The sequence below is a fragment of the Candidatus Glomeribacter gigasporarum BEG34 genome (assembly GCF_000227585.1).
GTDB classification, from domain to species: domain Bacteria; phylum Pseudomonadota; class Gammaproteobacteria; order Burkholderiales; family Burkholderiaceae; genus Glomeribacter; species Glomeribacter gigasporarum_B.
Window position 1 is genome coordinate 24373 of sequence record NZ_CAFB01000039.1, and the last position, 25933, is coordinate 50305.

The window sequence follows — 25933 nt, forward strand, 5'->3', positions numbered from 1 at the left end:
TATGTCTATAGCCCGCGCGGTAATGGAAACGATATCGTTTCTTCCACGCCCTGCAGCAGACGCACGCGCTTAACCCCCAGTTCACGCAGCCGTTGAATCACCGCCTGCGCAAGCGCTTCGGGCGCTGACGCGCCGGCCGTGAGTCCAATCCGGCGTTTACCTGTCAGCCAGCCTGGATTGATCTGTTCCGGCGCATCGATCTGATACGCTGGAATGCCGCGTTTTCCAGCTACTTCGCGCAGACGGTTCGAATTTGAACTATTCGGGCTGCCAACGACAATGACCATATCACATAGCGGCGCCATCCATTTGACCGCGTCCTGCCGGTTTTGAGAGGCATAACAAATATCCTGTTTTTTAGGCGCGCGAATCTCTGGAAAGCGCGCCTTGAGCGCTGCAATAATCCGCCACGTATCATCAACGGACAAAGTCGTCTGCGTCACATACGCCAGTTTCTTGGGATCAGCAATACGGAGCGCCGCCACATCGTGCACATCCTCAACCAGATAAACGCCGTCCTGGACCTGGCCCATCGTACCCTCAACCTCTGGATGTCCTGGGTGGCCAATCATCACAATTTCATCGCCGTCCGCGCGCATTTTTGCGATTTCAACGTGTACTTTTTTCACCAGCGGGCACGTGGCATCCCATACGCGTAATCCAAGATGTTCGGCTTCTTTCTGAATTTTTTTTGATACGCCGTGAGCGCTGAAAATAAGCATGCCGCCTGCTGGGACCTGCTCAAGCGCTTCCACAAAAATCACGCCCTTGCGGCGCAGCTCATTGACCACCACCGTGTTATGGACAATCTCATGCCGTACATAGACCGGCGCGCCGAAACGCGCGAGCGCGCGCTCGACAATTTCAATCGCGCGATCCACGCCGGCGCAAAAGCCGCGCGGCTGCGCGAGCAGAACCTCAGGGTCGGTGGAGGAAAATTCTGGCATGGCAATCACGCATCTGGAGAACGGCGATGATGTGTACTTCAAAAATCAGCCGCTGGCCGGCGAGCGGGTGTTCAGGCATGCCGAACCTCTGTTCCGGCCTTAGCTGAACGGTCGAATGGTCGCCCGCTTTCATCCCCGGCAGAATATCTTCAAGAAAAGGGGCCAACTGTCCCGCGCCTGATAGCAGCGTTGCGGGGTGGCGCCCAAAGGTATGAAGAATATCCGCGCCCCTTGAAAAAGAGAGGCGGTCATGAAGGGTGACGTGCGAACCAGGTTCGATTTTAAACGGGCGGGAGCGGATCATGATGTGCACGAACATCCAGAAGTCAATCCGCGCTCCAATAGCGCGGCGCGTCAGCAAAGGCGCGCTGCTCAAGCGCAGGCGCATGGCATTGTAAATGAGCGCAGGCGCAAGAAGGCGCATCAAAACCATACCATTGACCGTTGGCCGAAGCTCGAACGCCCGCGCGAAAAACTTGCAACGAATGGCGCAAGCACTTTATCGGATGCGGAATTGCTGGCGATTTTCCTGCGCGTTGGGGTGGAAGGCCAAAGTGCGGTTGACCTTGCGCGCGCCTTGATCAGCCGTTTTGGCTCAGTGCGCGCGCTTCTGTCCGCGCCCAGCGATGAACTGAACGCGGTGCGCGGGATTGGGCCCGCGAAAATTGCCCAATTGCATGCAATCGGAGCGCTCACCCAGCGCGCGCTCGCGGAGGAGCTGCGCAGCACCGCATCCTTTGATTCTCCTGATGTCGTGCGGGATTATTTAAAACTTCTGATTGGCACGCGTTCCTATGAAGTATTTGTATGCTTATATCTGGACGCGCGTCACTGTTTGATCCGCGCAGAAGAATCGTCGCACGGCACGCTGACGCACACGGCTGTCTACCCGCAGAAGATTGCGCGGCAAGCGCTGCTATGCAATGCCGTGGCGCTGATTGTTGCCCATAACCACCCGTCTGGAAACGCTGAGCCGAGTCCCTCCGATTTCCACTTGACCAAACAACTTCAAGCCGCGCTCGCGTTATTTGATATTCGATTGCTGGACCATTTCGTTGTTTCGGCGAATTCGATCATGTCCTTTGTCGAACAGAAGATGCTTTAGAACCTGTTTACGATCTGTCACGAGCGCCCGTCAGACAGGGAAGGAAGGAGCGCAGGAACCGGAGCATATTTGATATATGTGAGGATTCCGAGCACCGCCCGACCCTGTATCACGGGTGCGCAGTAAGATCGTGAACAGGTTCTTAGAGCCTTTTTCAGCGGCTTGCATAGCGTTGTGACTTCGCCGCTCCGCCCGCATCGATCCCATATAGCCAAACGACTTTAGTTCGATCCGGCGTCATCGCCGCTCGCCGTATGGTCCCGCTGCGGGGTCGCCTCCATCGCTGCGCGATGGAGACCTGCTCCGCCCGCATCGGTCCCCATACTGTCTTCGCGGCTGCTTCCTTGTCTCAAATTAAAGTCGCTTGGCTATATTGACTCTCCAAGGTTTTCTCCTTATATTTTTGAATAAGATTTCTTTGAAACTTATTCAATTCGATCATGTGCACTCTCATCGAGCAGCTCCGCCGGCGCCGCTCGGATTTAGGATTCAGCTTAACCACGCTTGAAAAACGGACCGGTTTTGCACTGCCTCGGCTTTCGGTCATTTTTAACCGGCCAAAGGCCGTTGACCTGCGCCTGAGCAGCGTCGAAGCGCTGGCGGATGCGCTTGACGCCAGGGTCATGGTGGTCCCGAAAGAATCGGTTGCGCTGGTGCAGTCGTTGCTGTCTTCCCACGCCTCGCTGATGGCGGTTGAACAAACCCCGTCAGCGCTTGAACGCGCGCTTTCCAGACGCGGTAAATGATGAGCGTGCGGTTTCAGTTCCTCGATGTGTATCTCGGCGCGACGCTGGTTGGCCGTCTATCGAAGACGGGCGATATTGTGCAATTTTTAGGCGATGAGTCTTATTTGGAAAATCCCCATCGTCCCACGCTTTCGCTTTCCTACAACAGCCTGGACGAGATCACCGGAGACGCGGATACGCGCGAGATTTTCACCAAATCGGGCACGCGCTGGACGCGCTCGCTCGGCGCTGTGCCCGCGTTCTTTGAGAACCTGCTGCCTGAGGGCGCGCTGCTCGACTGGATTGCGGACCAGCGGCAGGTCTCGACGCACGACGCATTCGAGCTTCTGGCGGCGACCGGAAGTTCGCTGCCAGGCGCGCTCGTGATCCGGCCCAGCGATATAGAGCGCCTTGGCGCGCGGCTTGAACGTCACGCAGCCGCCCTGCAGGAAGGCGGCCGCCGCGATGTGGTTGCAACGCCGGTGGCAGCGCCGGTCGAAGGCGCGTTCAGCCTGGCCGGCCAACAAATGAAACTGGCCCTGTCTATGGTCGAGAAGGGCCGGCGCTACACCTTAAAGACGCATGCCGATACTGGCCAGGAGATCGTCGCGAAATTGCCTTCGCTTACGCGCCGCGACAGCGTGGAAGTGGAATACGCGGGGATGCGCCTTGCTCGGCTCGCGCACGTGAATGTGCCCGACTTCTGGATCGAGCGCACGGATACCCTCGATATCGGCGGCATTGAGCAACTATGTCCATCCGACTATTTTCTGGCCGTTGCGCGCTTCGACCGCGTTGCCGGTCAGTCGCCGGTTCATATCGAAGATTGGTGTCAGGTCAACGGCCGGCGCCCCAAAGACAAATACGGGCCGCAGTCCGCCTACATCGCCGCGCTGGCAGCCCTTCACGCCTATTCGCCCAACCGGTACGAAGATGCGGCGCAGTTTTTCCGTCGGCAGGTGGTCAATGTGATGATGGGAAATACCGACGCCCATTTGAAAAATTTTTCCTTTATTTATCCGGATGGCCGCTATCCCCGCCTTTCTCCCGCATACGATATGGTGCCGGTGATTGCCTATCTCGGCGCTGGACGATATGCGCTGAACGAAGAGGTTGAAAAAATGTATCAGAGCATGAGCCTGGACGATTTTCTGCGCGTTGCCAAAGCGGCGCATTTCGCGCCCCGCGCCGTTGCGCGGGAGATCAGACAAACGCTGGAGCGCATCTGTGATGTATGGCCGGCGGCGTTAAAGGATTTGCCTGTACCGGATGAGTTGCGCATGAAAATCCTGGCGCGCATCGATGGCATCGCGCTGCTTAGGTCCGCATTACCGCGAAGATTTGCTTAGAGCATTTTTCACTGATTTTCCCTATGTCGCTTCGCCGTTCTGTGTATTCGGGATCGCTGCGGGGTCGCCTCCATCGCTGCGCGATAGAGACCTGCTCCGCCCGCATCGATCCCCATACTGTCTTCGCGCTCGCTCCGCGGGCAAATCGACTGAAAAATGCTCTAGGTTCTTGGCAGTGTCACCCCATTTTGCCCTTGATATTTACCGCCGCGATCCTGATACGACACCGCGCAGACTTCATCGCTTTCAAGAAACAGCACCTGCGCGACGCCTTCATTGGCATAAATCTTTGCAGGCAGCGGGGTGGTATTGGAAAACTCCAGCGTGACGTAGCCTTCCCACTCAGGCTCGAAAGGTGTCACATTGACGATAATGCCGCAGCGCGCATAGGTTGACTTGCCAACGCACAATGTCAACACATCGCGGGGAATGCGGAAATATTCAACCGTGCGCGCGAGCGCGAACGAATTCGGCGGAATGATGCAGACATCACCGCGAAAATCGACAAAGGATTTTTCGTCAAAGAACTTAGGATCAACAATCGTCGAGTTGATATTCGTGAAAATTTTGAATTCATCGGCGCAACGGATATCGTAGCCATAGCTTGAGGTGCCATAACTGATCATTTTTTGTCCGTTCGGGGCGACGCGGACTTGCTCCGCCTCGAATGGCTCTATCATCCCGTGCGCGTGCGCCATGCGCCGGATCCATTGATCGGATTTGATACTCATTTGCGCCTCATTTTAAGCAGCAGCCTTCAAGCAATGCGTGTTCAGCGCGCTATGGTGGCGGCCATATGCGAAATAGATCGACAGTCCAAGCGCCATCCAGAGCACGAGCCGAATCCAAGTATCGGCGGGCAGACCAGACATCAGAAACAGCGCCGAGAGCGCGCCCATTGGCGCAACCAGATAAATCGCCGGCGTTCTGAAGGCGCGCGGCAATTCAGGCTGCCTGATGCGCAGCGCCAGAACGCCGATACATACCAGAACAAAGGCGGATAAAGTGCCAATACTGACCAGTTCGCCCGCCAACCCGATAGGTAAGATGCCTGCCAGCGCTGTCACCGCCGCGCCAATCCACAATGTCGTCAAATAAGGCGTATGGAAACGCGGGTGAATTTTCGCGGCGAATTCCGGCAATAGCCCATCTTGGGCCATCACATAGAAAATGCGCGATTGCGCCATAATCAGCACCAGAATCACCGAGCTCAGCCCGACCAGCGCCCCCAGCTTGACCAATGGCGATAACCAGGGCATGCCGATGGCATCGATGCCGACCGCAATCGGGTCCGGCACGTGCAGCCGGTTGAAGGGCACCACCCCGGTCAATACATAGGACACGAGCACATACAGAACCGCGCAGATCGCAAGCGAGCCGAGCAGTCCAACCGGAATATTGCGGCGCGGATTTTTTGTTTCCTGCGCAACGCAGGACACGGCATCGAAACCAATATAGGCGAAGAATACGACCGCCGCGCCGCGCAGTACGCCGCTGAAGCCAAACTCGCCGAGTTGCCCGCTATTCGGCGGAATAAAGGCGCCATTTGGGTTGGAAGGCGTCACCCAATTGGCAGTGTCCACATATCCAATGCCTGCCGCGATAAAAATCAGCACAATCGCCACTTTGATCACGACCATCCAGTTATTCACGCGCGTCGACTCCTGCACCCCCAGGGTCAGCAGCAGTGTCGCCGCCGCTACAATCAGCATCGCGGGCACGTTCAGCCAGGCGCCCGTGCGGCTCCATCCGGCCACCGCATCGTAGACAAATGGAGACTCAGACCACCGTTCAGGCAATACAATGCCGAAATTCCTCAAAATACTTCCCGCGTAGCCCGACCAGCCAATGGCGACCGTCGTTGCGCCGAGGCAATATTCCAGAATCAGATCCCAGCCAATCATCCAGGCAACCAACTCACCGAGCGTTGCATAGGCATAGGTATAGGCGCTGCCTGAGACTGGCACAATCGAGGCCATCTCTGCATAGCACAGGCCGGAAAGCGCGCAGACCAATGCGCCGAGCGCAAAGGAAAGCATGATCGATGGCCCTGCAAAAGCCGCTGCCGCATGTCCGGTCAGCACAAAAATCCCCGCGCCAATCACGCAGCCAATGCCGAGCAGTACCACATCCAGACCCGATAAAGTGCGCCGCATCCGGTGCGCCGAATCAGCGCCGGACAACGCTTCAGGCATTTCTAGCGTCTCAGTTTCCAATGCTGGAATGGATTTTTTTTGCCAGAGTGTTTTCATATACAAGAAAAGAGGTATGGGTGAACGCGCAGGGAAAATGCAAAATATGCATCATCCGAATTATGACTCATGCGCAGCAGGCGGTCTCTGTTGTTTAACAACAACGCCCGTGTGCGCATTCAGCACATATTGAGCAATAAATTGCGTATGATGCCTGTGCGTTTTAAACGTATTTTTGATTGATCAACTTTGAAAGGACGAGGTATTGACAATGAGAAAACTGAATTCTGGACGCGGCGCGCTTCCCTTTAAATTACGCGCGATTCCCGTCATCGCGGCCTGGATGGCAGGCGCAGGCGCGCTGAGCTTGCCGGGGATTGCATCCGCGCAGCCAGCCCCGCTAGCCTCCAATGGGGGATTGCAGTTATGCGGAACAGACTCAAAAGGAAAAGCAATTGGACCCGACGGCGCAGACCACACAGTCACCTTGGAATGTAAGGAGGCGTCACCGCAGTTTGCTTTGAAAACGAACGGTAATGCAAATGGCACGGGCGACCCTACCCTTGCCGCTTCGCGGATCCTGGGCTATCAAGACAGGATTGAGATCAACACAAATCAGCTCAACGTCAGAGCTCCAAGTACTTTCTACTACGATGTGAATTTAAATGACAACAAAATTACCAAACTGAAGAACGGTACCGAGGATCAGGATGCTGTCAACGTCGGTCAGCTGCGCGGCATCCTCACGGCATTGGGCGGCGGCGCGGCGATCGATAAAGACGGTGCGATCCATGCGCCGACCTATATCATCGGCAACGAAAACTTTCACGATGTCGGCGCTGCACTGATCGGTGTCAACAACATACTGACCCAGGGCTTGAAAGATATCACCAGCCTCACGGCCCAGGTGGCCAAAAACACGCAGGATATTGGCAAGCTACAGCAGGGCGGCGGTGGCGGTGGTGGCGGCGGCAAGGACAGCGGTAATAAAGATGAGGACAGCGGTAATAAAGGTGAGGACAGCGGTAATAAAGGTAAGGGCAGCGGCAATATTGGCTGGGGAGTGCGTAATGGCCCGGATGGCTCCATGACTGTTGGCAACGATTCAACCGCATCTGGCAAGAATGCGTCCGCCTTTGGCCAGGGCGCACAGGCAACCGCGAAGGATTCGGTCGCGTTGGGTCAAGGCTCGGTCGCGGACCGTCCCAACACGGTTTCGGTCGGTTCCAAAGATCATGAGCGGATCATCTCCAATGTCGCGCCGGGCGTTCAAGGCACCGATGCGGCGAATATGGATCAATTAAATGCAGTGCTCAAGGACACCGACAATCGCCTGCTTGATCTGGATAGAAACACCCGGCGCGGGATTGCGGCGGCTGCGGTTCTGCAAAGCGTCACGCCCTATCTGCCTGGCCGCGCTGTGGTCAGCGTGAATGGCGCAACCTACCGCGGTCAGCAGGCGGTCGGTCTTGGCCTTTCATACTGGAGTCCAAAAGGCAATGTGAACTTTAATGCGGCCGCAGGTCATGCCAGAGGCCCGAATACCGTTGTCAGAGTCGGGCTTGCCTTTACGCTTGGACAATAATTTTGCACATCCATAGGCCCTCCAGCGGCCCGGCTAAAGGCCGGGCCGTTATTTCATAGCGAGATTTCCAATGAAACGAACCCTGATTTCCACGGCCTGCGCGCTGGCGCTCTGCGCTACGCACGCAACGGCCCGGGACACGCTGGGGATTACCGACCCCACAGTCCTGCAAAGAGGCTTCGGCGCGGAACAGAGTTTTGAAGCCGGCGCGCCCGATCGCGTCTGGTTTGACAAATACGGCACCTCCGTTCCCGCCGGCTCGATTTCCGCGATGCAGCAGCGCTGGGATGCGCTCAAAGCCAAATATCCTGATGCCGCATATTTCTCTGCCAAGGCGCAGTGCTGGATTGACGCGGCGCGCGCTGAACGCGCGGTGCGCAACCAGTGGGGCTTTGTGCAGGAAGCGCTGGGCGAAGCCGACCGTCTGATCTCCGCGATGGAAGGCGGTCGCAGTCCTGAGCTCAGCAACCCGCCGCTGCGCACCGTCCGGCAGGTGCGCCCGGATCTGTGGACGAAAATCCAGCAATTGCAACAGGATCCCAAAATGCGGGATTGCCTGCCTGCGCAGCGCACGCTAGCCTGCACGGAAGTTGTCCTGTCGCACGCGGGACACGAAGCCTGGTCGCGTTTGTTCTCCGCGGCGGAAAAACGGGTTGCCACGGCTGAACAGATGCTCCAGCAGGCCGAACAGGAACTGCAAAGCTGCACGCCGCCCGCCCCGCCTCCGCCATCTCCAATCACCAGCCAGAAAGTCAAATATCAGGCGGAGACCCTGTTTGATTTTGATAAAAGCATGCTGAAACCGGAAGGCCGGGCGAAACTCGATGATCTTGCCGCAAAAATCAAAGGCATTGATCTTGAAGTCATTGTGGCGACGGGCCATACTGATCGAATTGGTACCGACAAATACAATGACGGGCTTTCTGCGCGGCGCGCCCAGGCAGTGAAAGCCTATCTGGTCCACAGAGGCATCGATGCGAAACGCACGTATACCGAAGCAAAAGGCAAACGCAATCCGGTGACGACGGGCTGCAATCAGAATCTGAAAACGCAGCGTCAAGCGTTGATTGCCTGCCTTGCGCCAGATCGCCGGGTGGAAGTGGAAGTGGTTGGAACGAAAAGCGCTTCTGAATAAGCTTGCACAGGTTCTAGAGCATTTTTCAGTGAGATTGCACAGGAGCAAAAGCGCGAAGTGACAAGTGCAAGCCGCTGAAAAATGCTCTAACGTGCGTGCTTCGAGCGCCGGATGGCATTGTGCCATGCGGCGCTTTTTCTTGAGCAATCCGATATAATTCCGCGATCCATTTCATTCATGCAACACACGAAAGAGTTTTCATGCTAACCATTCGCCTTGCGCGCGGCGGCGCAAAAAAACGTCCTTTTTACAATATTGTGGTGACCGATTCGCGCCACCGCCGCGATGGCCGCTTTATCGAACGGATCGGTTTTTATAATCCCTTTGCAAGCAAAAACGACTGCGCACTGCGCCTTGCGCAAGATCGCCTTGCCTATTGGAAAAATACCGGGGTGCAGTTATCCGAAACGGTAGCGCGTCTGGTGAAACAGGCGCGCAGAGCGGCGGCTTCATCCGAAGTTTGCGTGCCTGAAACAGGGGATTGAACACAACTGGAACACGCGCGGATCGCTTCATTGAGGTCGGCAGGATTACCGGCGCGTACGGCATACGGGGATGGGTCAAGGTGAAGCCTTATGCAGCGCGCCATTTAAGCGGTCGCGCGCTCCTCGCGGCCAAGCGCTGGCAACTGATCAAAGAGCGTCCGCTTCGCCCGGCGCAGCACAGCGCCCGCGCAGTAGATGCGTGGACAGGCTCCAGGGTTACGGTATTGAACGCAAAACCGCGCCACGACGCCCTGATTGCGCAGTTCGCTGAATGCGCCGAACGCGAGACTGCGCTTACGCTGAAGGGCGGGAGGGTGTTCGTGCGCCGGGCTGATTTCCTGGAATTGCCAAAGGATGAATATTACTGGACCGATTTGATCGGGCTTCAGGTCATCAATACTGCAGGGGAAATACTCGGCATTGTGCGCAATTTACTCGATCATGGCGCGCATGCGGTGTTATGCGTCGAACCGCATGCGTCCAACGCAGCCAGCGCTGGACAAAACCGGGAATTACTGATTCCATTTGTCAATGCCTATATTCTGGAAGTTGATCTAGGTCATCATCAGATGATTGTGGATTGGCGGAGCGATTGGGATGGATAGGAAAGAAACAGGCGCCTGTGATATTCAACCATGCAACTGGATGCCATTACCCTCTTTCCGGACATATTCCGCGCGTTGACTGGCTGGGGCGTGACCGGACGCGCGGCGCAGCGGCAGCGCTATCATTTGCGGACCTGGAATCCGCGCGATTTCACACAGGATCGGCATCGGACAGTGGATGACCGTCCTTACGGGGGCGGGCCTGGCATGGTCATGCGGGCGCCCCCGCTCGCCGCAGCGATTCAGGCGGCAAAAAACGCGCAAGCGGCAAGCGGCAATGTTGCGGCGCGCGTCATTTTGATGAGCCCGCAAGGCAAGCCGCTCACGCACGCGGATGTCGTACAACTGGCGGCGGAATCCGGGTGGATTGTGGTATGCGGACGTTATGAAGCCATCGATCAACGTTTGATCGATGGCGCGATCACAGACGAAATCAGCGTCGGTGACTTTGTGGTGTCAGGCGGAGAGCTGCCGGCCATGATGCTGATGGACGCCGTCATCCGCTTATTGCCCGGCGCGCTGAATGATGCACAATCGGCGCAACAGGACAGTTTCAGCGATGGGCTGCTCGATTGTCCGCACTACACGCGCCCGCAGGAATACAATGGCATGTGCGTTCCTGAAGTGCTGCTTGGCGGACATCATGCGCGCATCGGACAATGGCGGCGCAAACGGGCGCTGGCCAATACGCAGTTCAGGCGGCCCGAATTGATTAGAGCGGCGCGCGTACAGGGCCGCTTGACTCAAACGGACGAGGCATGGTTGGGACAATGCAGTGGAATAGCGCCTAATGGGGAATATGAAAATGCACTTGATTGAAGAACTCGAACGGGAAGAAATAGCGCGCCTGACAAACGGCAAATCAATTCCGGACTTTGCGCCGGGCGATACCGTAGTGGTTAACGTGAATGTGGTTGAAGGGAATCGCAAACGTATTCAGGCATATGAAGGGATCGTGATTGCAAAACGCAATCGCGGCCTGAATTCATCGTTTATTGTCCGGAAAATCTCTTCGGGCGAAGGTGTCGAACGCAGCTTTCAGACCTATTCGCCGCTTCTGGCGAGCATCGTGATCAAGCGCCGGGGGGATGTGCGCCGCGCGAAACTGTATTATTTGCGTCACCGCTCCGGTAAAGCTGCGCGCATTAAGGAGAAATTGCCGCGCCGCGCCTAAGAGCCTGTTCACAATCTTACTGCGCGGCGGGCAGCATGCTGCGTAGGGCGGCGCTCGGAATAGATTCTATCCATTAGGAATATTCAAATGACTTTCCTATCTGTCTTGCTGGCCCTCATTCTTGAGCAGAAGCGCGCATTACCGTTCAATAATCCTGTGACTGGACTGTTGCGCTACCACGCGCTGCGCATCCGGCAAGCGCTGGATGTTGGCAAATCCAAATATGAGGCGATGGCGTGGTTAAGCGTCGCGCTGCCCTGGACGCTCGCTGCCGCGCTGATTTACATCGCGCTGTACCGTTTGCATTTTCTGTTCGCTTTTGCGTGGAATGTTGTCATTCTGTATTTCACGCTCGGCTTTAGAAAATTCAGTCATCACTTCACCGATATTCAGCGCGCGTTAAATCATGACGATATCGGGCGTGCGCGCGAGACTCTGCACATATGGACAGGCATAAAGATCAGCGATATGCCAGCGTCTGAAATTGTCCGTCAAACCCTGGCGCATGCTGTGATTGCCGTACACCGCCACGTATTTGGCGTTTTTTTCTGGTTTCTGATGCCGCTTGGACCTGCGGGCGCGGTCCTGTATCGAATTGCGGAGACTCTGGCGCGCACATGGAGCAAACCTTCCGGCGCTTTATTGACACCACATGACACGAACGCGCCGCCCTCCGCTTCATTTTCCCGCTTTGCGCAACGGGCCTTTTATTGGATCGATTGGCTCCCGGCCCGTTTAACGGCATTCGGTTTTGCAGTAGTGGGTAATTTTGAGGATGCCGTTCATACATGGCGCACTCTGCGCCAGCCCTGGATTGCTGCAAACGATACGGTTCTGGCGACGGTCGGCGGCGGCGCGTTGGGCGCGCCGCTGACTGCGCCGCATACTGCTGAGTATCCAGATATGGATGCGCTTCCCATCGGATGGGTATCCTCACCGCTTCCCGATGCAACGTACTCCCCCGCTGCACTGCAACGGGCGGCAGGTCTGGTCTGGCGCGCCGTGGTTCTGTGGATGGTATTGTTGCTGATGTTGACGTGCGCGGTCTGGCTTGGGTAGCCTTTCTGCATGACGGCGCGCGAAGATGGCCTTGTGGTGGCTGCGCATGGCCGTCATTATTTGGTTGCTCCCGCTCGTTCGGAATCCGCCTGTCCATTTCTACATTGTTTCCCGCGCGGAAAAAAAAGCGAAGCGGCCGTCGGTGACTGCGTCAGCATCGAACGCCGCGCGCGCGATCAAGGCGTCATCATCAAAATTTTGCCGCGCCGCGCCTGGCTGTGCCGTTCAGACCGGTTTAAATCCAGAATCTTTGCGTCGAATTTCGACCAGCTCCTGTTTGTGCTCGCTGCCGTTCCCCGGGTGAGCGAAATGCTGCTTGGCCGCGCGCTGGTTGCCGCGCATGCGCATCGCGTGCGTGCGTTGATCGTGTTGAACAAAACCGATCTTGAAGCGGCTGCGCGGGTTGCCCGTGCGCGTCTTGATCTGTATCGGAGTCTCGGCTATACGGCGCTTGAAATTTCAGCAAAAACGCAGCCGGAAGCGGCCCGTTCACAACTTGAAATCCGGCTGAAACATCAGATCACGCTTCTGCTCGGCCCCTCCGGAACGGGAAAATCCACCCTGGTGAATCTGCTCGCGCCCGGCGCGCAGGCCAAAACACAAGAGATTTCCACTGCCCTGCGTACAGGCAAACACACCACGGCGTTTACGCGGCTCTATCCGCTGAAGAACGGCGGCGCGCTCATCGATTCGCCCGGCTTTCAAAACTTTGGTTTGCATCATGTGTCTGAAAAGGTGTTCGCACAGGCTTTTACCGAATTCCAGCCTTTTGTATCCCAATGCCGTTTTTCGGATTGCCGTCATTTGCATGAACCGGAGTGCGCTGTGCGGACTGCGGTTGTAGCGCGGAAAATCGATACACAGAGGTACGCCCTCTACGCGCAACTGCTGCGCGAAGCGCAATTGACTCGTTTCTGACGGTCAGGATTGATCTGCAAACCCGCCGCTGCATCCAGCAATGGTGCGGGTCCATCTGTCCATCGCTCTGTGTCGGATAAAGTGCGCCGCCAGCGGCGCGCGCCGGGCACGCCGTGGTACAGGCCGAGAATGTGGCGGGTCACCGCCTTCAAAGGCGCTCCGCGCGCGCTTTCGCGCGCATAATAGGCTTTGAGCGCTGGAATCACATCCGCGCGCTGCGCAACTGGCGCATTGGCCTGATAAAAACGGTGGTCAATCCCGGCCAGTAACCACGGGTTGTGATACGCCGCGCGGCCCAGCATAACGCCATCGATATGCGCGAGATGGCGTTCAACCTGCGCAAGCGTCGTGACACCGCCGTTCAGAATGATTTCAAGAGCTGGAAAATCGCGCTTGAGCCGGTACGCGACCTCGTAGCGGAGCGGCGGCACGCTCCGGTTTTCTTTTGGATTGAGGCCATGCAATACGGCGCTGCGCGCGTGCACGATAAAGGTTTGGCAGCCCGCGTGTGCGACCGTGCCGATAAAATCACGCACAAAGGCGTATTCTTCAATATCATCGAGCCCGATCCGGTGTTTGACCGTGACTGGAATCGACACTGCATCGCGCATCGCGCGCACGCACTCGGCAACGCGCAAGGGCTGTGCCATCAGCGCCGCGCCGAATACCCCGCGTTGCACGCGCGCGGAAGGACAGCCGCAATTCAGGTTAATTTCATCGTAACCCGCCGCTTCACCGCGCTTGGCGCAATCAGCCAGTTCATCTGGATTGCTGCCGCCTAACTGCAACGCGACCGGGTGCTCACTTTCGTCAAACGCAAGATGACGGGCCGCGTCTGAATGCAACAATGCGCCCACCGCCACCATTTCCGTATAAAGCCATGCGCGGCGGGTCAGCAATCGGTGAAAGTAGCGGCAATGCCGGTCGGTCCAGCCCATCATTGGCGCGATGCAAAGACGCATCAGGTCGGTACGGAAGAAGAGAAAGAAGATATTGAGAGTAAAACCATTCTTTTTTCTACTCAAAAAGTTAATTATTGAATGATAAGTTGAAACATTACTAAAAAATGGGAGTAGCCTCAACAGCTCAAAGAATTTTCATCGGTTAGGCACTCCCTATGAATACTGTTTTAGATTCTGAGGATTTAAGAAGACGGATCAGTCTTGACGGTAGTCTTTTATATGATTTCGTAAAAGTTTTTCCAGAGTCATGCAATCTAAGAGATGCACGTTCAGATAAATATCTATGCGTCAACTATTACATGGCTAGTCTTTGTGGAGCGCAATCTACTGATCAAATTATTGGAATGAAGCGACATGACCTCTGGATAAATAAAACAAGTCATAGAAATCTGAATTTAAACCAAATCATTCTATCCAATCACAAAAATGCCGTGCAATGGCACAGAAAAATAGAGAACAAAATTCTTATAACAAAACATCCATTATGAATACATCGAACAGCATCGCTGCAATACCGGATAAAACCCTCAACTATTGCTCTGAGGCTAGCCCGATAGGGTTCGACGCGAACCAGGCCAGAACCATTCCGGATCACACGGCAAGCTCGGTGAGCCTTTATAACCGATTGCTTGAATTTGAGCGCGGCGGGACGAAGCTTGAACCGGGCCTTGCTGAAAGTTGGGACATTTCAAAGGACGGGAAAGTCTACACATTCCATCTACGACGCGGCGTAAAATTTCACAGTACGCCCTGGTTCAAGCCAACGCGCGAATTCAACGCAGAGGATGTGCTCTTCACTTTTGAGCGGATGCGCAATCCGAATATGCCGTTCCGTAAAGCCTATCCGGTCGAATTTACGGATTTTCATCATCTTGGTTTAGACAACCTCATTTCCAGGATTGAAGCGCTGGATGAAGGGCACGCCATACGATTTACTTTGAATACTGTGCATGCGCCCTTTTTAGTGAAGCTGGCAGCGCCTGTGATCTCAATTCTCTCTGCTGAATACGCCGCGAAATTGCTGAAGGAGGGCAACCCCTCTGATATCAGTTGGAAACCGATTGGCACAGGCCCGTTTATTTTTCAGGAATACATAAAGGATGCAACGATTCGGTTTAGGGGCAACCCTGAGTACTGGAAACCCGATGAGGTGCAGTTGTCCAGGCTGATCTTTGATATCGTGCCAGATGCCGCTGTGCGTGCGCAGAAGCTCAAGGCGAATGAGTGTCAGGTTGTGACGAGCTTGCGTTCGACGGATATCCCCGTGCTTAAACATGATCCAGGTCTTCGGGCGCTCAGTCAGCCAGGTTTCAATGTCCGCTATCTGATATATAACACCGCCCATAAACCTTTGGATGATGTGCGGGTGCGCCGTGCACTGGAGATGGCAATTGATAAGAAAGCCCTTATAAATCAAGTGTATGAAGGGCGCGCGCAAATTGCCGTTGCGCCGCTGCCGCCGTTGCAGTGGTCGTATGACAAAACATTGCAAGATGCGCCGCGTGATCTGAAACAGGCAAAAGCCCTGTTAGCGCAAGCGGGCTACCCGAACGGATTTAAATTTTCTTTGTGGATACCGCATTCTTCAATTGGGACGAATGTAAATCCACGGTTGACAGCCGAAATCATTCAGTCAGACTGGAAGGAAATGGGTGTTGAAGCAAAAATCGTCGGCTATGAATGGGGAGAGTTTATTAAGCGCGCAATCAATGGCAAACACGATGTATTGCTTATCGGAATAATCAGCAATATTCCTGATCCTGAAAACCTGTTGAAAGTGTTCAGTTGCACTGAAATAGGTCATGGTTTTAATCTATCAAGATGGTGTCATTCATCATTCGACGACTTGATTCAGCGCGCCGCTCAAACACTGGATATTGCTGAACGCTCTCAGCTTTATACACAAGCACAAAAGCTGTTGAAACGCGAGCAGCCGGTTACCCCCCTCGCCTACGCGATCAACTACCAGGTTGTCAACAAGCATGTGACGGGCTTCAAAATCAATCCGCTTGGCCCGACGATTTTTTCCGGGGTTGGCCTGAAATAATTTCCAGCGTTTCATTTTTCCAAAGCGCCTCAATTTGTGAAGCCTCTAAAAAAATCTTGCTTAAACCTTGCGCGTATTCGGTTCCCAAACGTTACATCCTCTTCATGCCAATATTGATGAATGAGGGATGCAAGCAGAAAGTCCATATTTCCCCCCAGATTCAATGTTCAAAACAGAGTGCCCAGGTGGCTATCGTCAACTTGATCTGGATAAAGGGACACAGAGGAAAATATGGGTTGATCGTGCTGAAACAGGCAACCTGCAGAAGTGAATATGTAAAACATATCTTAAAACCGCTGACAACGCGGACAGTAATAAGTAACGCGCTGGCACTGCACGATTCTGCGGATCACAGCGCCGCACTGTCGGCAGAGTCGTCCAGCGCGGCCATAGACAAAACAATCGAGCTGAAAACAGCCGCCTTCCCCAAAGCTATCCTTAAAGTCACGCAAGGTGCTGCCGCCTTTTTCAATCGCTTCCGCCAGCGTTGCCCGAATCGCACCGGCCAGTTTTATATAACGAGGCGCTGAAATGCGCGCAGCGGTCTTTGCCGGATGAATACCTGCGCGGAACAGACTTTCGCATGCGTAGATATTCCCGACGCCGGCAACTATCTTCCCGGACAGTAGCGCTTGCTTGATCGAGATCTGGCGTGCACGCGTATGCTGATAAAGATGCACGCCGTGAAAGGCGGCGGATAAAGGTTCGACCCCAATGCTGGAAAGGCGCGGATGCAGCAGAATATCGCCCGCGTTGCGCGGATGCCATAAGAGCGCGCCAAAGCGGCGCGGGTCCCGGAAACGCAAGAGGCAATCTTCAAATATCCAGTCCACATGATCGTGCCGATCCGTGACGGCCTGCGCATGGCGCGGCCATATCCGCAGCGTGCCGGTCATGCCAAGATGGATCAGCAGATAACCCTGGCTGCATTCGACATACAGGTATTTGCCGCGGCGCCCGACATCCTGGATAATTTCGCCTGTCATCAGCAGACCCAGTTGCGGAGGAATTGGCCAGCGCAGCCGGGCAGTGCGTACAATGACCCGTTCAACGCGCTGTGCAATCAGACACGTTGCAATCCCATTTCGGATCACTTCGACTTCTGGCAATTCAGGCATGAGCTAAACTTGAGCATCAGTCTTCCAGCGTATTGAGATGTTGCACAGGCGCAGCAATATGAATCCTCCATGCGGCTGCGCTGCGCCACCGAGAGTGTTTAGAATGATCGTCGTTTAAACCACCGATAAGGAATAAGGAAATTGTATGAACAAACAGGAACTCATCGAAGCCATTTCCTCAAAAACGGGCGCCAGCAAAGCCTTAACGGGTGAAATACTGGACGCATTGCTGGAAACGATCAAAAAGTCCGTCTCCAAAGGAAATCCAGTGCAGCTGGTTGGCTTTGGCAGCTATACGCTGGGTAAACGGGCCGCGCGTACCGGACGTAATCCCAAAACCGGAGAGTCTATCCGCATTGCTGCGTGCAAAACGGTCAAATTTACTGCCGGCAAGGCATTTAAGGATGCGGTCAATAAACGCTAGGCGTAGAGTCCCATGCAAAACACTGCCCCCGCCATTGATATCGGCATTCGGGAGATGGATCGTAAAAATATCGCTGAGGGTTTGTCCCGCCTGCTGGCCGATACCTATACCCTGTATCTGAAAACGCATCACTTTCACTGGAACGTGACCGGCCCGCAGTTCAATACGCTGCATGCGATGTTTGAGGCCCAATACACTGAGCTCGCCGTTGCGGTTGATGTCATCGCCGAACGCATCCGTGCGCTCGGTTTTCCTGCGCCAGGCAGCTATCGGGCGTATGCGAAGCTCTCGTCGATTCCGGAAGCCGAAGGCGTCCCACGCGCTGAACACATGGTCCGGCAATTGCTCGAAGCCCAGGAAACCGTCGTGCGCACGGCGCGCGCAGTCTTCCCGCTTGTCGAGGCTGCCAATGACGAACCGAGCGCGGATTTACTGACACAACGAATGCAGGTTCATGAGAAAACCGCCTGGATGCTGCGCTCAATGCTTGAATGAAAATCGCGGTGATTGGCTGCGGCCATATGGGTTGCGCGTTGCTCGCTGGGCTATTGAAGAGCGGCATTTCCGATGCGCATCTGATTCCCATCGATCCGGACGAGCGGGTGCGCGCGCAGCTTGAACAGAGGTTGAAGTTGCATTGCGGCTCAGCGCCAGATGCGGGGCTGCGCGCCGTTCAGGCGCTCATTCTGTCGGTGAAGCCTGATATATTGGCAGATGTTGCGCGCCAAATTGCGCCGTATTTGCAGACGCAGCTTGTGATCAGCGTTGCAGCGGGTATCCGGATTGCCGCGCTTGCGCGCTGGCTCGGCGGTTATTCGCGCATTGTGCGCGCGATGCCGAATCTTCCCGCTTCTATTGGTCTTGGCATCACGGGGCTGGCCGCGCTGCCCAGTGTGCGGGAGGCAGATCGCGCTTGTGCAGAGCGTATCCTGTCGGGCGTCGGCCAAATCGTCTGGTGCCTGGACGAAGACCAGCTGGATGCCTTGACTGCGCTGTGCGGCAGCGGCCCAGCCTATGTATTTTATTTTATCGAGGCGCTTGAAGACGCGGCGCGCCGGCTCGGATTCGATGATACCCGGGCGCGTACATTGGCGCGGACGACCTTCACTGGCGCGGCAGCGCTCGCCGCGCAGTCCGGCGCCGCCGCCTCCGCTTTGCGTGCGCAGGTTAGCCCGCCAAATGGCACGACTGCCGCCGCGCTCGCTTTATTTGACGCGAAGCGGATGAGAGAGGCCATAGTGCGCGGCGTTCTGGCGGCGCACCAGCGCGCCATTGAAATTGCCAGCGCGCCCGGCCAGGATTAAAATTTCCCCCAGACTGTTACAATTTCACGTTTTAATCCAAGGAATTCTTTATGGCTAACTCTGCACAAGCGCGTAAGCGCGCGCGCCAGGCTGCCAAGGCCAATGTCCACAATTCCGCGCTGCGTTCAAAACTGCGCACTGCCATCAAGGCGACGCGGCGCGCCATAGAAGCGGGTGATACATCTAAAGCGTCTGAAGTATTCAGACATAGCTGCAAGACCATCGATATCATTGCGGACAAAGATATCATTCACAAAAATAAGGCGGCGCGCCATAAAAGCCGGCTTGCGGCGGCGTTGAAGCGTTGTTTGCCGGCAGCGAATGCTGCCTGAAGCGCTAGAGTATTTTAGCGGCTTGTGCGGCGTGATGTCGCGCTTGGCTATAGCTCAGCGCGTCTGCCGGTAAACGCGCCTCGCCCGCAAACAACTGTTCAACGGTCTCTCTTTCCCGTATCAGATACGCCTGTGCGCCGTCTACCATCACTTCTGCCGCGCGGGGACGTGTATTGTAGTTGGAACTCATCACAAAACCGTAAGCGCCCGCGCCGTGCACGGCCAGCAGGTCGCCGGGCTGTACCGCGAGCCGCCGCGCTCGCCCCAGCCAGTCGCCGCTCTCACAGATAGGGCCAGCGACATCGTACAGGGCTGGCATTGCGTCCTTCCGTTGAATCACGGGGGTGATATCATGGTACGCTTGATACATCGCTGGACGCATTAAATCATTCATCGCTGCATCGACAATCGCGAAACGCTTTTCTCCACTCTGCTTTAAATATTCAATCCGCGTCAGAAGCGCGCCGGCATTTCCCGCCAGCGAGCGTCCTGGTTCAAATAAAAGCGTGCGGTGCGCGTGACCGCGTTGTGCAACATGATCGAGCACGCTCGAGACGAAATGTTCAATTCCAGGCGGCGGTTCTGCATTTGTCTCTCCTGCGGGGCGATAATGAATGCCCAGTCCGCCGCCGATATCGAGATGGGAGAGCGCGGCGCCGTCTGTTTCAATCGCTTCGATGAGCGCCAGCATTTTGTCGAGCGCATCCAGATAGGGAGCGGTTGCCGTGATTTGCGAGCCGATATGACAGGCCAGTCCAACCAGTGTCAGATGGGAAAGCGCGGCGGTAATGCGCGCGGCGGCGCGCGCTTCATCAAAAGCGATGCCGAATTTATCGGTTTTAAGCCCGGTTGCAATATACGGGTGCGTGCGCGCATCGATATCGGGATTCACGCGCAGCGCAACGCGCGCCTGCGCGCCCGTTTGCGCTGCGATTTCATTGAGGCGATGCAGTTCCGGCGCGGATTCAACATTAAAACACTGCACCTTCGCGCACAGCGCGGCGCGTATCTCATGCCTTTGTTTGCCAACGCCTGAGAACACGATCTGACCGGCGCGTCCGCCCGCCGCCAGCACGCGCGCGAGCTCTCCGCCCGATACGATATCAAAGCTCGCGCCCAGACGCGCGAAAACATCCAGCACGGCCAGGGCGCTGTTCGCTTTGACTGCGTAATAAATGCGCGCATTGCGGCCCGCGCATGCGCGGGCATACGCGCAATACGCATGGGTCAGCGCGGCGCGCGAATAAATGTACAAAGGCGTGCCGAACCGTTCGGCAAGCGGCGCGAGCGGGAGATCTTCAACGCTCAAATGACCGTTGATGAAGCGGAAAAAATCGGAAGGCATAGAATTTGGATAGTTGCGAATGAATTCTGGGCAGGCTTTTCGCACAGCCGCGCTGGCAAGGCGCGCCGACGCAGACAGTACAAGTCAGTACGGCAAGGAGGCGCAACGCCGCCAGAGCGGCTGTGCGAAAAGCCTGCTTAAGCAAGCCAGCGCTCAATCACCTGATATACCGTGTCCAGGCCGGAGCGCTTCAGAGCGGAAAAGAGTTGCACGCTGAGCATGCTGCGTGTATCGGAGCGCGCATATTTATCCAGGCGCTGTTGCGTGGCACGCTGCGCCGCCAGTCCCTGCTGCCGGCTGAGTTTATCGGCCTTGGTCAACAGGATATGAATGGGGTTTCCAGTGGGGATGAACCATTCGATCATTTGCGTATCGAGCGCGGTACAGGGATGACGCGCATCCATCAGCAGAATCAGTCCGCGTAACTGACTGCGTGTCCGCAAGTAATGGCTCAGCAATTGCGCCCAGTGCGCTTTCGCGGCAGCGGGAACGCGCGCATAACCGTAGCCGGGCAGATCGACTAAATGCCCGGCAATGCGATCTGCGCCGCCAAGCGAAAAATAATTGATCTGCTGCGTTCGACCTGGGGTTTTGCTGGTAAAAGCGAGCCGCTTCTGCTGGCAAAGCGTATTGATTGCGCTGGACTTTCCGGCGTTTGAGCGTCCGGCGAAGGCGATTTCCGGCGCTTCCGAGGTTGGAAGGCCGTGCGGATGGTTTACCGACATCAGAAAACGGGCGGTATGGAGCAGGGCAGGGGACATGATTCGCAATCGGCGCGCCATGCGCGTTGAAAAGGCGCAAAACCATGCGCGCTGAAAATTTCGAGCATGTCGGCGAGTGCATGAAGCACGTGCGCGAGCGCCTGGGTAAAATCGATGTCCGCCAGGATGCGCTTGAGCGCCGCCGGCGGACGAGCGCGCGCGTCGAGTTGCGCGGCAAGCGCGTGTTCGCCGTCCATATTGATACCTGCGCCAATCACTACGATACTGGCCTTGTGTGTGACCTGGATCGTTTCGACTAGGATGCCCCCAAGCTTTGCGCCGTCGAGCAAAAGATCATTCGGCCATTTCAGCGCAAGCCGGCGCGGTTCGGTCAGCGGGAGCGCGCGCAATCCGTTCAGAACCGCCACGCTTGCGGCCAGACTCAGCCCAGCCAATGTATTGACCGGGCGGGGTATGGAGAATGCAACTGAAAAAAGCAGCGCGTCACCGCTTTGCGCAAGCCACCGCCGACCACGCTGGCCGCGCCCGGCGGTTTGCCGGTAGGCAATGCGCGCAATGGGTTGTTCAAGCATTTTGGATGCGCGAAGGCGCGTCATTAAATCCGTATTGGTCGAACCTGTTTCGGGAACGATTTCAATCTTGAAAGGATGTGGAAGCGCGGTAAGTTGCGCTGCCAGTCGGTCTGGATCAATGCTCCGCCCGGCGCTTCCGTACATATTTGAACGTTCCCAGCGCTTTTGCGATCAATGCTTTCTGGGGATTGCGCACTTCGCCTTCACAGTAAGCCAGCGTGGCGGTTTTATGCAACACGCGCGCCAGCGCGTGCAGACACCCTTGCCCAGGCTGCATGAAATTCGTTTTCAGTTCAACGGTAACCACATTGGCGTGCGTGACTGAAAGGCTACTTGCGGCGGCGACAAGCGCGCAATCAAGCACAGACATAATCACGCCGCCGTGTGCTATGCCTAAACTGTTCATATGATGTGCCTTGAGCATCAGCATCAATTCGCTCTCGCCATTTTCAGCGCGCAGAAACTGAATGCCGAGCGCTTCTGTAAATGAATTTTCGTCTGAGATGTGAATCGATAGCGCCATAATAGCTCCGCTTCCTGCGCTCCATCCTCCAGGCTTCCGGGCGCTCGGATATAGATCGTGAACAGGCGCTTAACCGCCTTCGAGAAAAGGCTTCAATTTATCAGAACGGCTTGGATGACGCGATTTACGCATCGCCTTGGCTTCAATCTGACGAATCCGCTCGCGCGTGACATCAAATTGCTTGCCGACTTCTTCGAGCGTATAGTCTGTACTCATCTCAATACCGAAGCGCATCCGCAATACTTTCGCTTCGCGCGGGGTAAGCGTCTCGAGCAGTTCCTTCACAGCATCCTGTAGACCCGCCTGCAACGCGGCATCCGCTGGCGCAACGGTATGGGTGTCTTCAATGAAATCGCCCAGGTGCGAGTCTTCATCATCTCCGATTGGGGTTTCCATCGAGATCGGCTCTTTTGCGATCTTCAGGATTTTGCGGATTTTGTCTTCCGGCATTTCCATGCGCGCCGCCAGCGTCGAAGAATCGGGTTCAGCCCCCGTCTCCTGAAGAATCTGGCGGGAAATACGGTTCATTTTGTTGATCGTTTCGATCATATGAACCGGAATCCGGATGGTGCGCGCCTGATCGGCAATCGCGCGCGTAATGGCCTGGCGAATCCACCAGGTGGCATAGGTTGAGAATTTATAACCGCGACGGTATTCAAATTTATCGACCGCCTTCATCAAGCCTACGTTGCCTTCCTGAATCAGGTCGAGAAATTGCAGACCGCGGTTGGTATATTTTTTTGCAATGGAAATCACCAGACGCAGATTCGCCTCGATCATTTCGCGTTTCGCCCGACGCGCCTTTAATTCCCCGGCGTTCATTTGACGCGAAATTTCCTTCAGATCTTTCAGCGGCAACACGATACGCGCTTGCAGTTCAATCAGCTTTTGCTGATGCTCATGAATTTCCGGAAGATAGCGCTCAAGCGCGACGCTATAAGGGCGGCGGGCATGAATCAGCGAAGGCGCCCAGTCAAGATTTGTTTCATTGTCCGGGAAGCTGGCGATAAATTCATCGCGCGGCATCCGGCATTTATCGACCACGGTATGCAGGGTGCGCCGTTCGATCACGCGCACTTCCTCCACCTGCGCGCGCAAGGTATCACACAGACGTTCAATGGTGCGCGCAGTAAAGCGGATCAATTCAAGTTCATTCTGAATGGTCTTCTGCGCTTTTAAATACGCTTTGGATTGATAACCTTCTTTCTCGTACGCGCGGCGCATTTTGTCGAACCAGCGGCCGACGCGAGTGAATCTATCCAGCGAGACGCGCTTCAATTCGGCCAGTTGCGCGGCATTGGCGCGTTCAGCCGCCTCTTCATCGTCCTCATTTTCATCTTCCGAGAAGTCAGCCGAGAACCCGTCCGCATCCTCTTCCAGATCGATTAAACCGTCGACCAGTTCCTCAATGCGTAGTTGGTCCTGTTTGACATGCGCGGCGAGTTCGAGAATCTGGGCGATGGTGGTCGGGCATGCGGAAATCGCCTGAATCATATGTTTCAGGCCGTCTTCGATGCGTTTGGCGATTTCGATCTCGCTTTCCCGGTTCAACAGTTCGATAGAACCCATCTCGCGCATGTACATGCGCACTGGATCGGTCGTTCGTCCAAATTCCGAGTCGACGTGAGTCAGCGCAACTTCGGCTTCCTCAACCTCATCATCGCTGGTCGCCGCGGGCGCGTTATCATTGAGCAGCAATGCTTCAGCATCGGGCGCTTGATCGACCACGGCAATGCCCATATCACTGAATGTGCCGATAATTGTATCGATCGCTTCAGTTTCAACAATATCTTCCGGCAAGTGATCGTTGATTTCAGCGTGGGTCAAGAAGCTACGTTCTTTCCCTAGCTTGATTAGGGCGCGTAATTTGGCGCGCCGCTCCTCAAGTCCGGCGGCGTTGTTCGCTGCATGCAATGCGAATGCTTCTTTTAGAAGCGCCTTTTCACGGGCGCGCCGTTCCCGCGCTTTTAATTTTTCAGTTTTTGCAGGTATATTGGAGCGCGCGCGCCGCTTGATGTCCGCGCCCTTTTTTGAATCCTTAGCGGCTTTAACCGGATGCCCCGCGGCTGCGGCGCTTTTGGCGGTTTTCAACACAGTATGACGCGCAACGCGCGTTTTACCCGCCGCGCTCCTTTGCGCTAATTTTCCATCCGCCGTTTTTGCCATTGCGATCTGCCCTGACCCGAAATAATGCGCTGCCCATCAAAATTTTCAAAGTATAACATGCGCGCGCTATTGAGAGTGGTTTATTCTGTAGAGATTGCATGACTTTAAGGCGGCGCCCATTGCTATAGCCAAGCGCATTTAATTTGAGACAAGGAAGCAGCCGCGAAGACAGTATATAAATACGGCGAGCTTTGAAGCCGCCGTATCAGATGAAATGCGCTTGGCTATACATGAAGAGGGCTTGTGCTCAGGCCCTCTATGTCTACCAGATTTATGTATCGTATTTATTCGCGATGGCCGCCGAAAATGCCCAGAAGCGCCAACAGGTTGGTGAATACATTATATAGATTGAGATAGATCGCCAGCGTTGCGCGCACGTAGTTTGTTTCCCCGCCACTGACGACGCGCTGCACGTCGAACAGCATGAAAGCGGAGAAAATGACGATGGCCATCACCGATACCGTCAGCATTAAAGCGGGCAGCTTCAGCCAGATATTGGCGACAGAGGCAATGATCAGCACAATCGCGCCCATAAAGAGCCATTGACCCAGGCCGGAAAAATCCCGTTTTGAAACGGTTGCGATGGTTGCCATCGTTGCAAAAATCGCGCCGGTGCCGCCAAATGCCAGCATGATGAGCGATGCGCCATTTGAAAAACCCAGTATGAAGCTGAGCAGGCGTGAGAGCATCAGGCCCATGAAGAAAGTGAACCCCAGCAATAAGGCAACGCCAATGCCGCTATTTTTAAAGCGCTCAATCGCAAACATGAAACCGAACGCAATGCCCATAAACAACAGCATGCTCATGCCTGGGCTTGTGGCGGATAGCAGGGAAAACCCGGCCGAGACGCCGAGCCACGCGCCGAAAACGGTCGGCGCCATCGAAGCAGCCAACAACCAGTAGGTATTCCGCAATACTGTATTACGCGCAGTGACGTTTGAGATCACGCCATTGCCGCTTAGATCATAGATTTGATCATTCCTCATTTCCCCTCCTCACAAAAATATAATGACGCAGCATACCTTGTTCTCAATCCAATTTCCAATCTCAGAACCTGTTCACGATCTTACTGCGCGCCCGTGAGCCCGCGTCGGGCGGTGCTCGGAATCCTCACATATTACGTATATGCTCCGGTTCCT

General features: G+C 55.5%; 29 protein-coding genes and 2 pseudogenes. 17 read left to right on the forward strand and 14 right to left on the reverse strand.

Translation table 11 applies throughout. The features are described 5' to 3' along the window. Positions 1-5: 5 nt before the first annotated feature. Positions 6-947: a 4-hydroxy-3-methylbut-2-enyl diphosphate reductase gene (gene ispH, locus CAGGBEG34_RS03635; protein ID WP_081463729.1), complete on the reverse strand. Its 942-nt coding sequence runs from the start codon at positions 945-947 to the stop codon at positions 6-8. Positions 948-993: 46 nt separating this feature from the next. Continuing rightward, positions 994-1251, reverse strand: a pseudogene (locus tag CAGGBEG34_RS10050) (FKBP-type peptidyl-prolyl cis-trans isomerase); the annotation flags it as partial. Positions 1252-1338: 87 nt separating this feature from the next. Between CAGGBEG34_RS10050 and radC the strand changes: the two are divergent. Continuing rightward, complete coding sequence (gene radC / locus CAGGBEG34_RS03645) at positions 1339-2052, forward strand: RadC family protein (RefSeq protein WP_042688075.1); 714 nt, start codon at positions 1339-1341, stop codon at positions 2050-2052. A 221-nt stretch (positions 2053-2273) separates the two neighbouring features. On the opposite strand, the gene CAGGBEG34_RS11935 is transcribed toward radC, so the two are convergent. Further along, positions 2274-2405, reverse strand: coding sequence for a hypothetical protein (locus CAGGBEG34_RS11935; protein ID WP_275226124.1), 132 nt, complete (start codon positions 2403-2405; stop codon positions 2274-2276). A gap of 87 nt (positions 2406-2492) precedes the next feature. Here CAGGBEG34_RS11935 and CAGGBEG34_RS03650 point away from each other — a divergent pair, with 87 nt between their 5' ends. Together CAGGBEG34_RS03650 and CAGGBEG34_RS03655 are read left to right on the forward strand one after the other, a co-directional pair. Beyond that, positions 2493-2798 (forward strand): helix-turn-helix domain-containing protein, encoded by a 306-nt coding sequence (locus CAGGBEG34_RS03650; RefSeq protein ID WP_006682507.1) that lies wholly within the window; start codon positions 2493-2495, stop codon positions 2796-2798. Further along, positions 2795-4126 carry a type II toxin-antitoxin system HipA family toxin gene (locus CAGGBEG34_RS03655; RefSeq protein ID WP_006682508.1) on the forward strand — a complete coding sequence of 444 codons (1332 nt, stop codon included), beginning with the start codon at positions 2795-2797 and terminating at the stop codon, positions 4124-4126. The genes CAGGBEG34_RS03650 and CAGGBEG34_RS03655 overlap by 4 nt, the downstream gene beginning before the upstream one ends. Before the next feature lie 21 nt (positions 4127-4147). Here the strand turns inward: CAGGBEG34_RS03655 and CAGGBEG34_RS10610 are convergent. The 3 genes and pseudogenes from CAGGBEG34_RS10610 to CAGGBEG34_RS03665 all read right to left on the reverse strand — a co-directional run. Then, positions 4148-4291: pseudogene (locus CAGGBEG34_RS10610) on the reverse strand (carbamoyl-phosphate synthase small subunit); the annotation flags it as partial. Continuing rightward, a complete protein-coding gene (gene dcd / locus CAGGBEG34_RS03660) occupies positions 4288-4857 on the reverse strand; it encodes a dCTP deaminase (protein WP_006682509.1) in 570 nt (189 codons plus the stop codon). The gene dcd and the pseudogene CAGGBEG34_RS10610, both read right to left, overlap by 4 nt. Positions 4858-4869: 12 nt before the next feature. Then, positions 4870-6378, reverse strand: coding sequence for an amino acid permease (locus CAGGBEG34_RS03665; protein ID WP_006682510.1), 1509 nt, complete (start codon positions 6376-6378; stop codon positions 4870-4872). 211 nt (positions 6379-6589) lie between these two features. On the opposite strand from CAGGBEG34_RS03665, the gene CAGGBEG34_RS03670 reads away from it, so the two are divergent. The 8 genes from CAGGBEG34_RS03670 to rsgA all read left to right on the forward strand — a co-directional run bounded on the left by CAGGBEG34_RS03670 (position 6590) and on the right by rsgA (position 13279). Further along, a complete protein-coding gene (locus CAGGBEG34_RS03670) occupies positions 6590-7903 on the forward strand; it encodes a YadA family autotransporter adhesin (protein ID WP_042688010.1) in 1314 nt (437 codons plus the stop codon). A gap of 70 nt (positions 7904-7973) precedes the next feature. After that, entirely contained in the window at positions 7974-9038 is a 1065-nt protein-coding gene (locus CAGGBEG34_RS11610) for an OmpA family protein (RefSeq protein WP_006682511.1), read from the forward strand. Between the two features lie 200 nt (positions 9039-9238). Beyond that, positions 9239-9523 carry a 30S ribosomal protein S16 gene (rpsP, locus tag CAGGBEG34_RS03680; RefSeq protein ID WP_006682512.1) on the forward strand — a complete coding sequence of 95 codons (285 nt, stop codon included), beginning with the start codon at positions 9239-9241 and terminating at the stop codon, positions 9521-9523. Continuing rightward, complete coding sequence (gene rimM / locus CAGGBEG34_RS03685; protein WP_006682513.1) at positions 9520-10128, forward strand: ribosome maturation factor RimM; 609 nt, start codon at positions 9520-9522, stop codon at positions 10126-10128. The genes rpsP and rimM overlap by 4 nt, the downstream gene beginning before the upstream one ends. 30 nt (positions 10129-10158) lie before the next feature. Continuing rightward, a complete protein-coding gene (gene trmD, locus CAGGBEG34_RS03690) occupies positions 10159-10947 on the forward strand; it encodes a tRNA (guanosine(37)-N1)-methyltransferase TrmD (protein WP_006682514.1) in 789 nt (262 codons plus the stop codon). After that, positions 10934-11302 carry a 50S ribosomal protein L19 gene (rplS, locus tag CAGGBEG34_RS03695; RefSeq protein WP_006682515.1) on the forward strand — a complete coding sequence of 123 codons (369 nt, stop codon included), beginning with the start codon at positions 10934-10936 and terminating at the stop codon, positions 11300-11302. The genes trmD and rplS overlap by 14 nt, the downstream gene beginning before the upstream one ends. Positions 11303-11389: 87 nt before the next feature. Continuing rightward, positions 11390-12361 carry a CobD/CbiB family protein gene (locus tag CAGGBEG34_RS03700; RefSeq protein ID WP_006682516.1) on the forward strand — a complete coding sequence of 324 codons (972 nt, stop codon included), beginning with the start codon at positions 11390-11392 and terminating at the stop codon, positions 12359-12361. A gap of 9 nt (positions 12362-12370) precedes the next feature. After that, positions 12371-13279, forward strand: coding sequence for a ribosome small subunit-dependent GTPase A (gene rsgA, locus CAGGBEG34_RS03705; protein WP_006682517.1), 909 nt, complete (start codon positions 12371-12373; stop codon positions 13277-13279). On the opposite strand, the gene dusA is transcribed toward rsgA, so the two are convergent. Next, positions 13237-14241 (reverse strand): tRNA dihydrouridine(20/20a) synthase DusA, encoded by a 1005-nt coding sequence (gene dusA / locus CAGGBEG34_RS03710; RefSeq protein WP_006682518.1) that lies wholly within the window; start codon positions 14239-14241, stop codon positions 13237-13239. The two genes, rsgA and dusA, sit on opposite strands and share 43 nt — an antisense overlap. A gap of 155 nt (positions 14242-14396) precedes the next feature. Between dusA and CAGGBEG34_RS11235 the strand changes: the two genes are divergently transcribed. After that, positions 14397-14729: a hypothetical protein gene (locus CAGGBEG34_RS11235; protein WP_006682519.1), complete on the forward strand. Its 333-nt coding sequence runs from the start codon at positions 14397-14399 to the stop codon at positions 14727-14729. Then, positions 14726-16288 carry an ABC transporter substrate-binding protein gene (locus CAGGBEG34_RS03715; protein ID WP_238984951.1) on the forward strand — a complete coding sequence of 521 codons (1563 nt, stop codon included), beginning with the start codon at positions 14726-14728 and terminating at the stop codon, positions 16286-16288. The genes CAGGBEG34_RS11235 and CAGGBEG34_RS03715 overlap by 4 nt, the downstream gene beginning before the upstream one ends. Before the next feature lie 287 nt (positions 16289-16575). Here the strand turns inward: CAGGBEG34_RS03715 and mutM are convergent, their stop codons facing one another. Beyond that, positions 16576-17406, reverse strand: coding sequence for a bifunctional DNA-formamidopyrimidine glycosylase/DNA-(apurinic or apyrimidinic site) lyase (mutM, locus tag CAGGBEG34_RS03720; protein WP_006682521.1), 831 nt, complete (start codon positions 17404-17406; stop codon positions 16576-16578). 145 nt (positions 17407-17551) lie between these two features. Between mutM and CAGGBEG34_RS03725 the strand changes: the two genes are divergently transcribed. From CAGGBEG34_RS03725 to rpsT, 4 genes are read left to right on the forward strand one after another with little or no spacing between them, the layout of a single operon-like run. After that, entirely contained in the window at positions 17552-17830 is a 279-nt protein-coding gene (locus tag CAGGBEG34_RS03725; protein ID WP_006682522.1) for an HU family DNA-binding protein, read from the forward strand. Positions 17831-17842: 12 nt separating this feature from the next. Further along, positions 17843-18325, forward strand: a complete 483-nt coding sequence (locus tag CAGGBEG34_RS03730; protein ID WP_006682523.1) for a Dps family protein — start codon at positions 17843-17845, stop codon at positions 18323-18325. Next, on the forward strand, positions 18322-19134 hold the full coding sequence (proC, locus tag CAGGBEG34_RS03735; protein ID WP_006682524.1) for a pyrroline-5-carboxylate reductase: 813 nt from the start codon (positions 18322-18324) through the stop codon (positions 19132-19134). Before CAGGBEG34_RS03730 ends, proC begins: the two co-directional genes overlap by 4 nt. A gap of 50 nt (positions 19135-19184) precedes the next feature. Further along, positions 19185-19466 (forward strand): 30S ribosomal protein S20, encoded by a 282-nt coding sequence (gene rpsT / locus CAGGBEG34_RS03740; protein ID WP_006682525.1) that lies wholly within the window; start codon positions 19185-19187, stop codon positions 19464-19466. Between the two features lie 4 nt (positions 19467-19470). Here the strand turns inward: rpsT and lysA are convergent, their stop codons facing one another. From lysA to CAGGBEG34_RS03770, 6 genes are all read right to left on the reverse strand, one after another. Then, on the reverse strand, positions 19471-20811 hold the full coding sequence (gene lysA, locus CAGGBEG34_RS03745; protein ID WP_006682526.1) for a diaminopimelate decarboxylase: 1341 nt from the start codon (positions 20809-20811) through the stop codon (positions 19471-19473). Positions 20812-20948: 137 nt separating this feature from the next. Continuing rightward, on the reverse strand, positions 20949-21572 hold the full coding sequence (gene yihA / locus CAGGBEG34_RS03750; protein ID WP_006682527.1) for a ribosome biogenesis GTP-binding protein YihA/YsxC: 624 nt from the start codon (positions 21570-21572) through the stop codon (positions 20949-20951). After that, a complete protein-coding gene (locus tag CAGGBEG34_RS03755) occupies positions 21536-22249 on the reverse strand; it encodes a biotin--[acetyl-CoA-carboxylase] ligase (RefSeq protein ID WP_006682528.1) in 714 nt (237 codons plus the stop codon). The genes yihA and CAGGBEG34_RS03755 overlap by 37 nt, the downstream gene beginning before the upstream one ends. After that, on the reverse strand, positions 22221-22628 hold the full coding sequence (locus tag CAGGBEG34_RS03760; protein WP_006682529.1) for a PaaI family thioesterase: 408 nt from the start codon (positions 22626-22628) through the stop codon (positions 22221-22223). The genes CAGGBEG34_RS03755 and CAGGBEG34_RS03760 overlap by 29 nt, the downstream gene beginning before the upstream one ends. Positions 22629-22697: 69 nt before the next feature. Then, a complete protein-coding gene (gene rpoD / locus CAGGBEG34_RS03765) occupies positions 22698-24794 on the reverse strand; it encodes an RNA polymerase sigma factor RpoD (RefSeq protein ID WP_006682530.1) in 2097 nt (698 codons plus the stop codon). Positions 24795-25078: 284 nt separating this feature from the next. Then, complete coding sequence (locus CAGGBEG34_RS03770; protein WP_006682531.1) at positions 25079-25780, reverse strand: Bax inhibitor-1/YccA family protein; 702 nt, start codon at positions 25778-25780, stop codon at positions 25079-25081. Between the last annotated feature and the right edge of the window lie 153 nt (positions 25781-25933).

Bases quoted from the DNA above. Each gene is read 5' to 3' on its own strand.
- ispH (WP_081463729.1), bottom strand. From the start codon at position 947: ATGCCAGAATTTTCCTCCACCGACCCTGAGGTTCTGCTCGCGCAGCCG.
- CAGGBEG34_RS03650 (WP_006682507.1), top strand. From the start codon at position 2,493: ATGTGCACTCTCATCGAGCAGCTCCGCCGGCGCCGCTCGGATTTAGGA.
- CAGGBEG34_RS03655 (WP_006682508.1), top strand. From the start codon at position 2,795: ATGATGAGCGTGCGGTTTCAGTTCCTCGATGTGTATCTCGGCGCGACG.
- dcd (WP_006682509.1), bottom strand. From the start codon at position 4,857: ATGAGTATCAAATCCGATCAATGGATCCGGCGCATGGCGCACGCGCAC.
- CAGGBEG34_RS03665 (WP_006682510.1), bottom strand. From the start codon at position 6,378: ATGAAAACACTCTGGCAAAAAAAATCCATTCCAGCATTGGAAACTGAG.
- CAGGBEG34_RS03670 (WP_042688010.1), top strand. From the start codon at position 6,590: ATGAGAAAACTGAATTCTGGACGCGGCGCGCTTCCCTTTAAATTACGC.
- CAGGBEG34_RS11610 (WP_006682511.1), top strand. From the start codon at position 7,974: ATGAAACGAACCCTGATTTCCACGGCCTGCGCGCTGGCGCTCTGCGCT.
- rpsP (WP_006682512.1), top strand. From the start codon at position 9,239: ATGCTAACCATTCGCCTTGCGCGCGGCGGCGCAAAAAAACGTCCTTTT.
- trmD (WP_006682514.1), top strand. From the start codon at position 10,159: ATGCAACTGGATGCCATTACCCTCTTTCCGGACATATTCCGCGCGTTG.
- rplS (WP_006682515.1), top strand. From the start codon at position 10,934: ATGCACTTGATTGAAGAACTCGAACGGGAAGAAATAGCGCGCCTGACA.
- CAGGBEG34_RS03700 (WP_006682516.1), top strand. From the start codon at position 11,390: ATGACTTTCCTATCTGTCTTGCTGGCCCTCATTCTTGAGCAGAAGCGC.
- rsgA (WP_006682517.1), top strand. From the start codon at position 12,371: ATGACGGCGCGCGAAGATGGCCTTGTGGTGGCTGCGCATGGCCGTCAT.
- dusA (WP_006682518.1), bottom strand. From the start codon at position 14,241: ATGCGTCTTTGCATCGCGCCAATGATGGGCTGGACCGACCGGCATTGC.
- CAGGBEG34_RS11235 (WP_006682519.1), top strand. From the start codon at position 14,397: ATGAATACTGTTTTAGATTCTGAGGATTTAAGAAGACGGATCAGTCTT.
- CAGGBEG34_RS03715 (WP_238984951.1), top strand. From the start codon at position 14,726: ATGAATACATCGAACAGCATCGCTGCAATACCGGATAAAACCCTCAAC.
- mutM (WP_006682521.1), bottom strand. From the start codon at position 17,406: ATGCCTGAATTGCCAGAAGTCGAAGTGATCCGAAATGGGATTGCAACG.
- CAGGBEG34_RS03725 (WP_006682522.1), top strand. From the start codon at position 17,552: ATGAACAAACAGGAACTCATCGAAGCCATTTCCTCAAAAACGGGCGCC.
- CAGGBEG34_RS03730 (WP_006682523.1), top strand. From the start codon at position 17,843: ATGCAAAACACTGCCCCCGCCATTGATATCGGCATTCGGGAGATGGAT.
- proC (WP_006682524.1), top strand. From the start codon at position 18,322: ATGAAAATCGCGGTGATTGGCTGCGGCCATATGGGTTGCGCGTTGCTC.
- rpsT (WP_006682525.1), top strand. From the start codon at position 19,185: ATGGCTAACTCTGCACAAGCGCGTAAGCGCGCGCGCCAGGCTGCCAAG.
- lysA (WP_006682526.1), bottom strand. From the start codon at position 20,811: ATGCCTTCCGATTTTTTCCGCTTCATCAACGGTCATTTGAGCGTTGAA.
- yihA (WP_006682527.1), bottom strand. From the start codon at position 21,572: ATGTCCCCTGCCCTGCTCCATACCGCCCGTTTTCTGATGTCGGTAAAC.
- CAGGBEG34_RS03755 (WP_006682528.1), bottom strand. From the start codon at position 22,249: ATGTACGGAAGCGCCGGGCGGAGCATTGATCCAGACCGACTGGCAGCG.
- CAGGBEG34_RS03760 (WP_006682529.1), bottom strand. From the start codon at position 22,628: ATGGCGCTATCGATTCACATCTCAGACGAAAATTCATTTACAGAAGCG.
- rpoD (WP_006682530.1), bottom strand. From the start codon at position 24,794: ATGGCAAAAACGGCGGATGGAAAATTAGCGCAAAGGAGCGCGGCGGGT.
- CAGGBEG34_RS03770 (WP_006682531.1), bottom strand. From the start codon at position 25,780: ATGAGGAATGATCAAATCTATGATCTAAGCGGCAATGGCGTGATCTCA.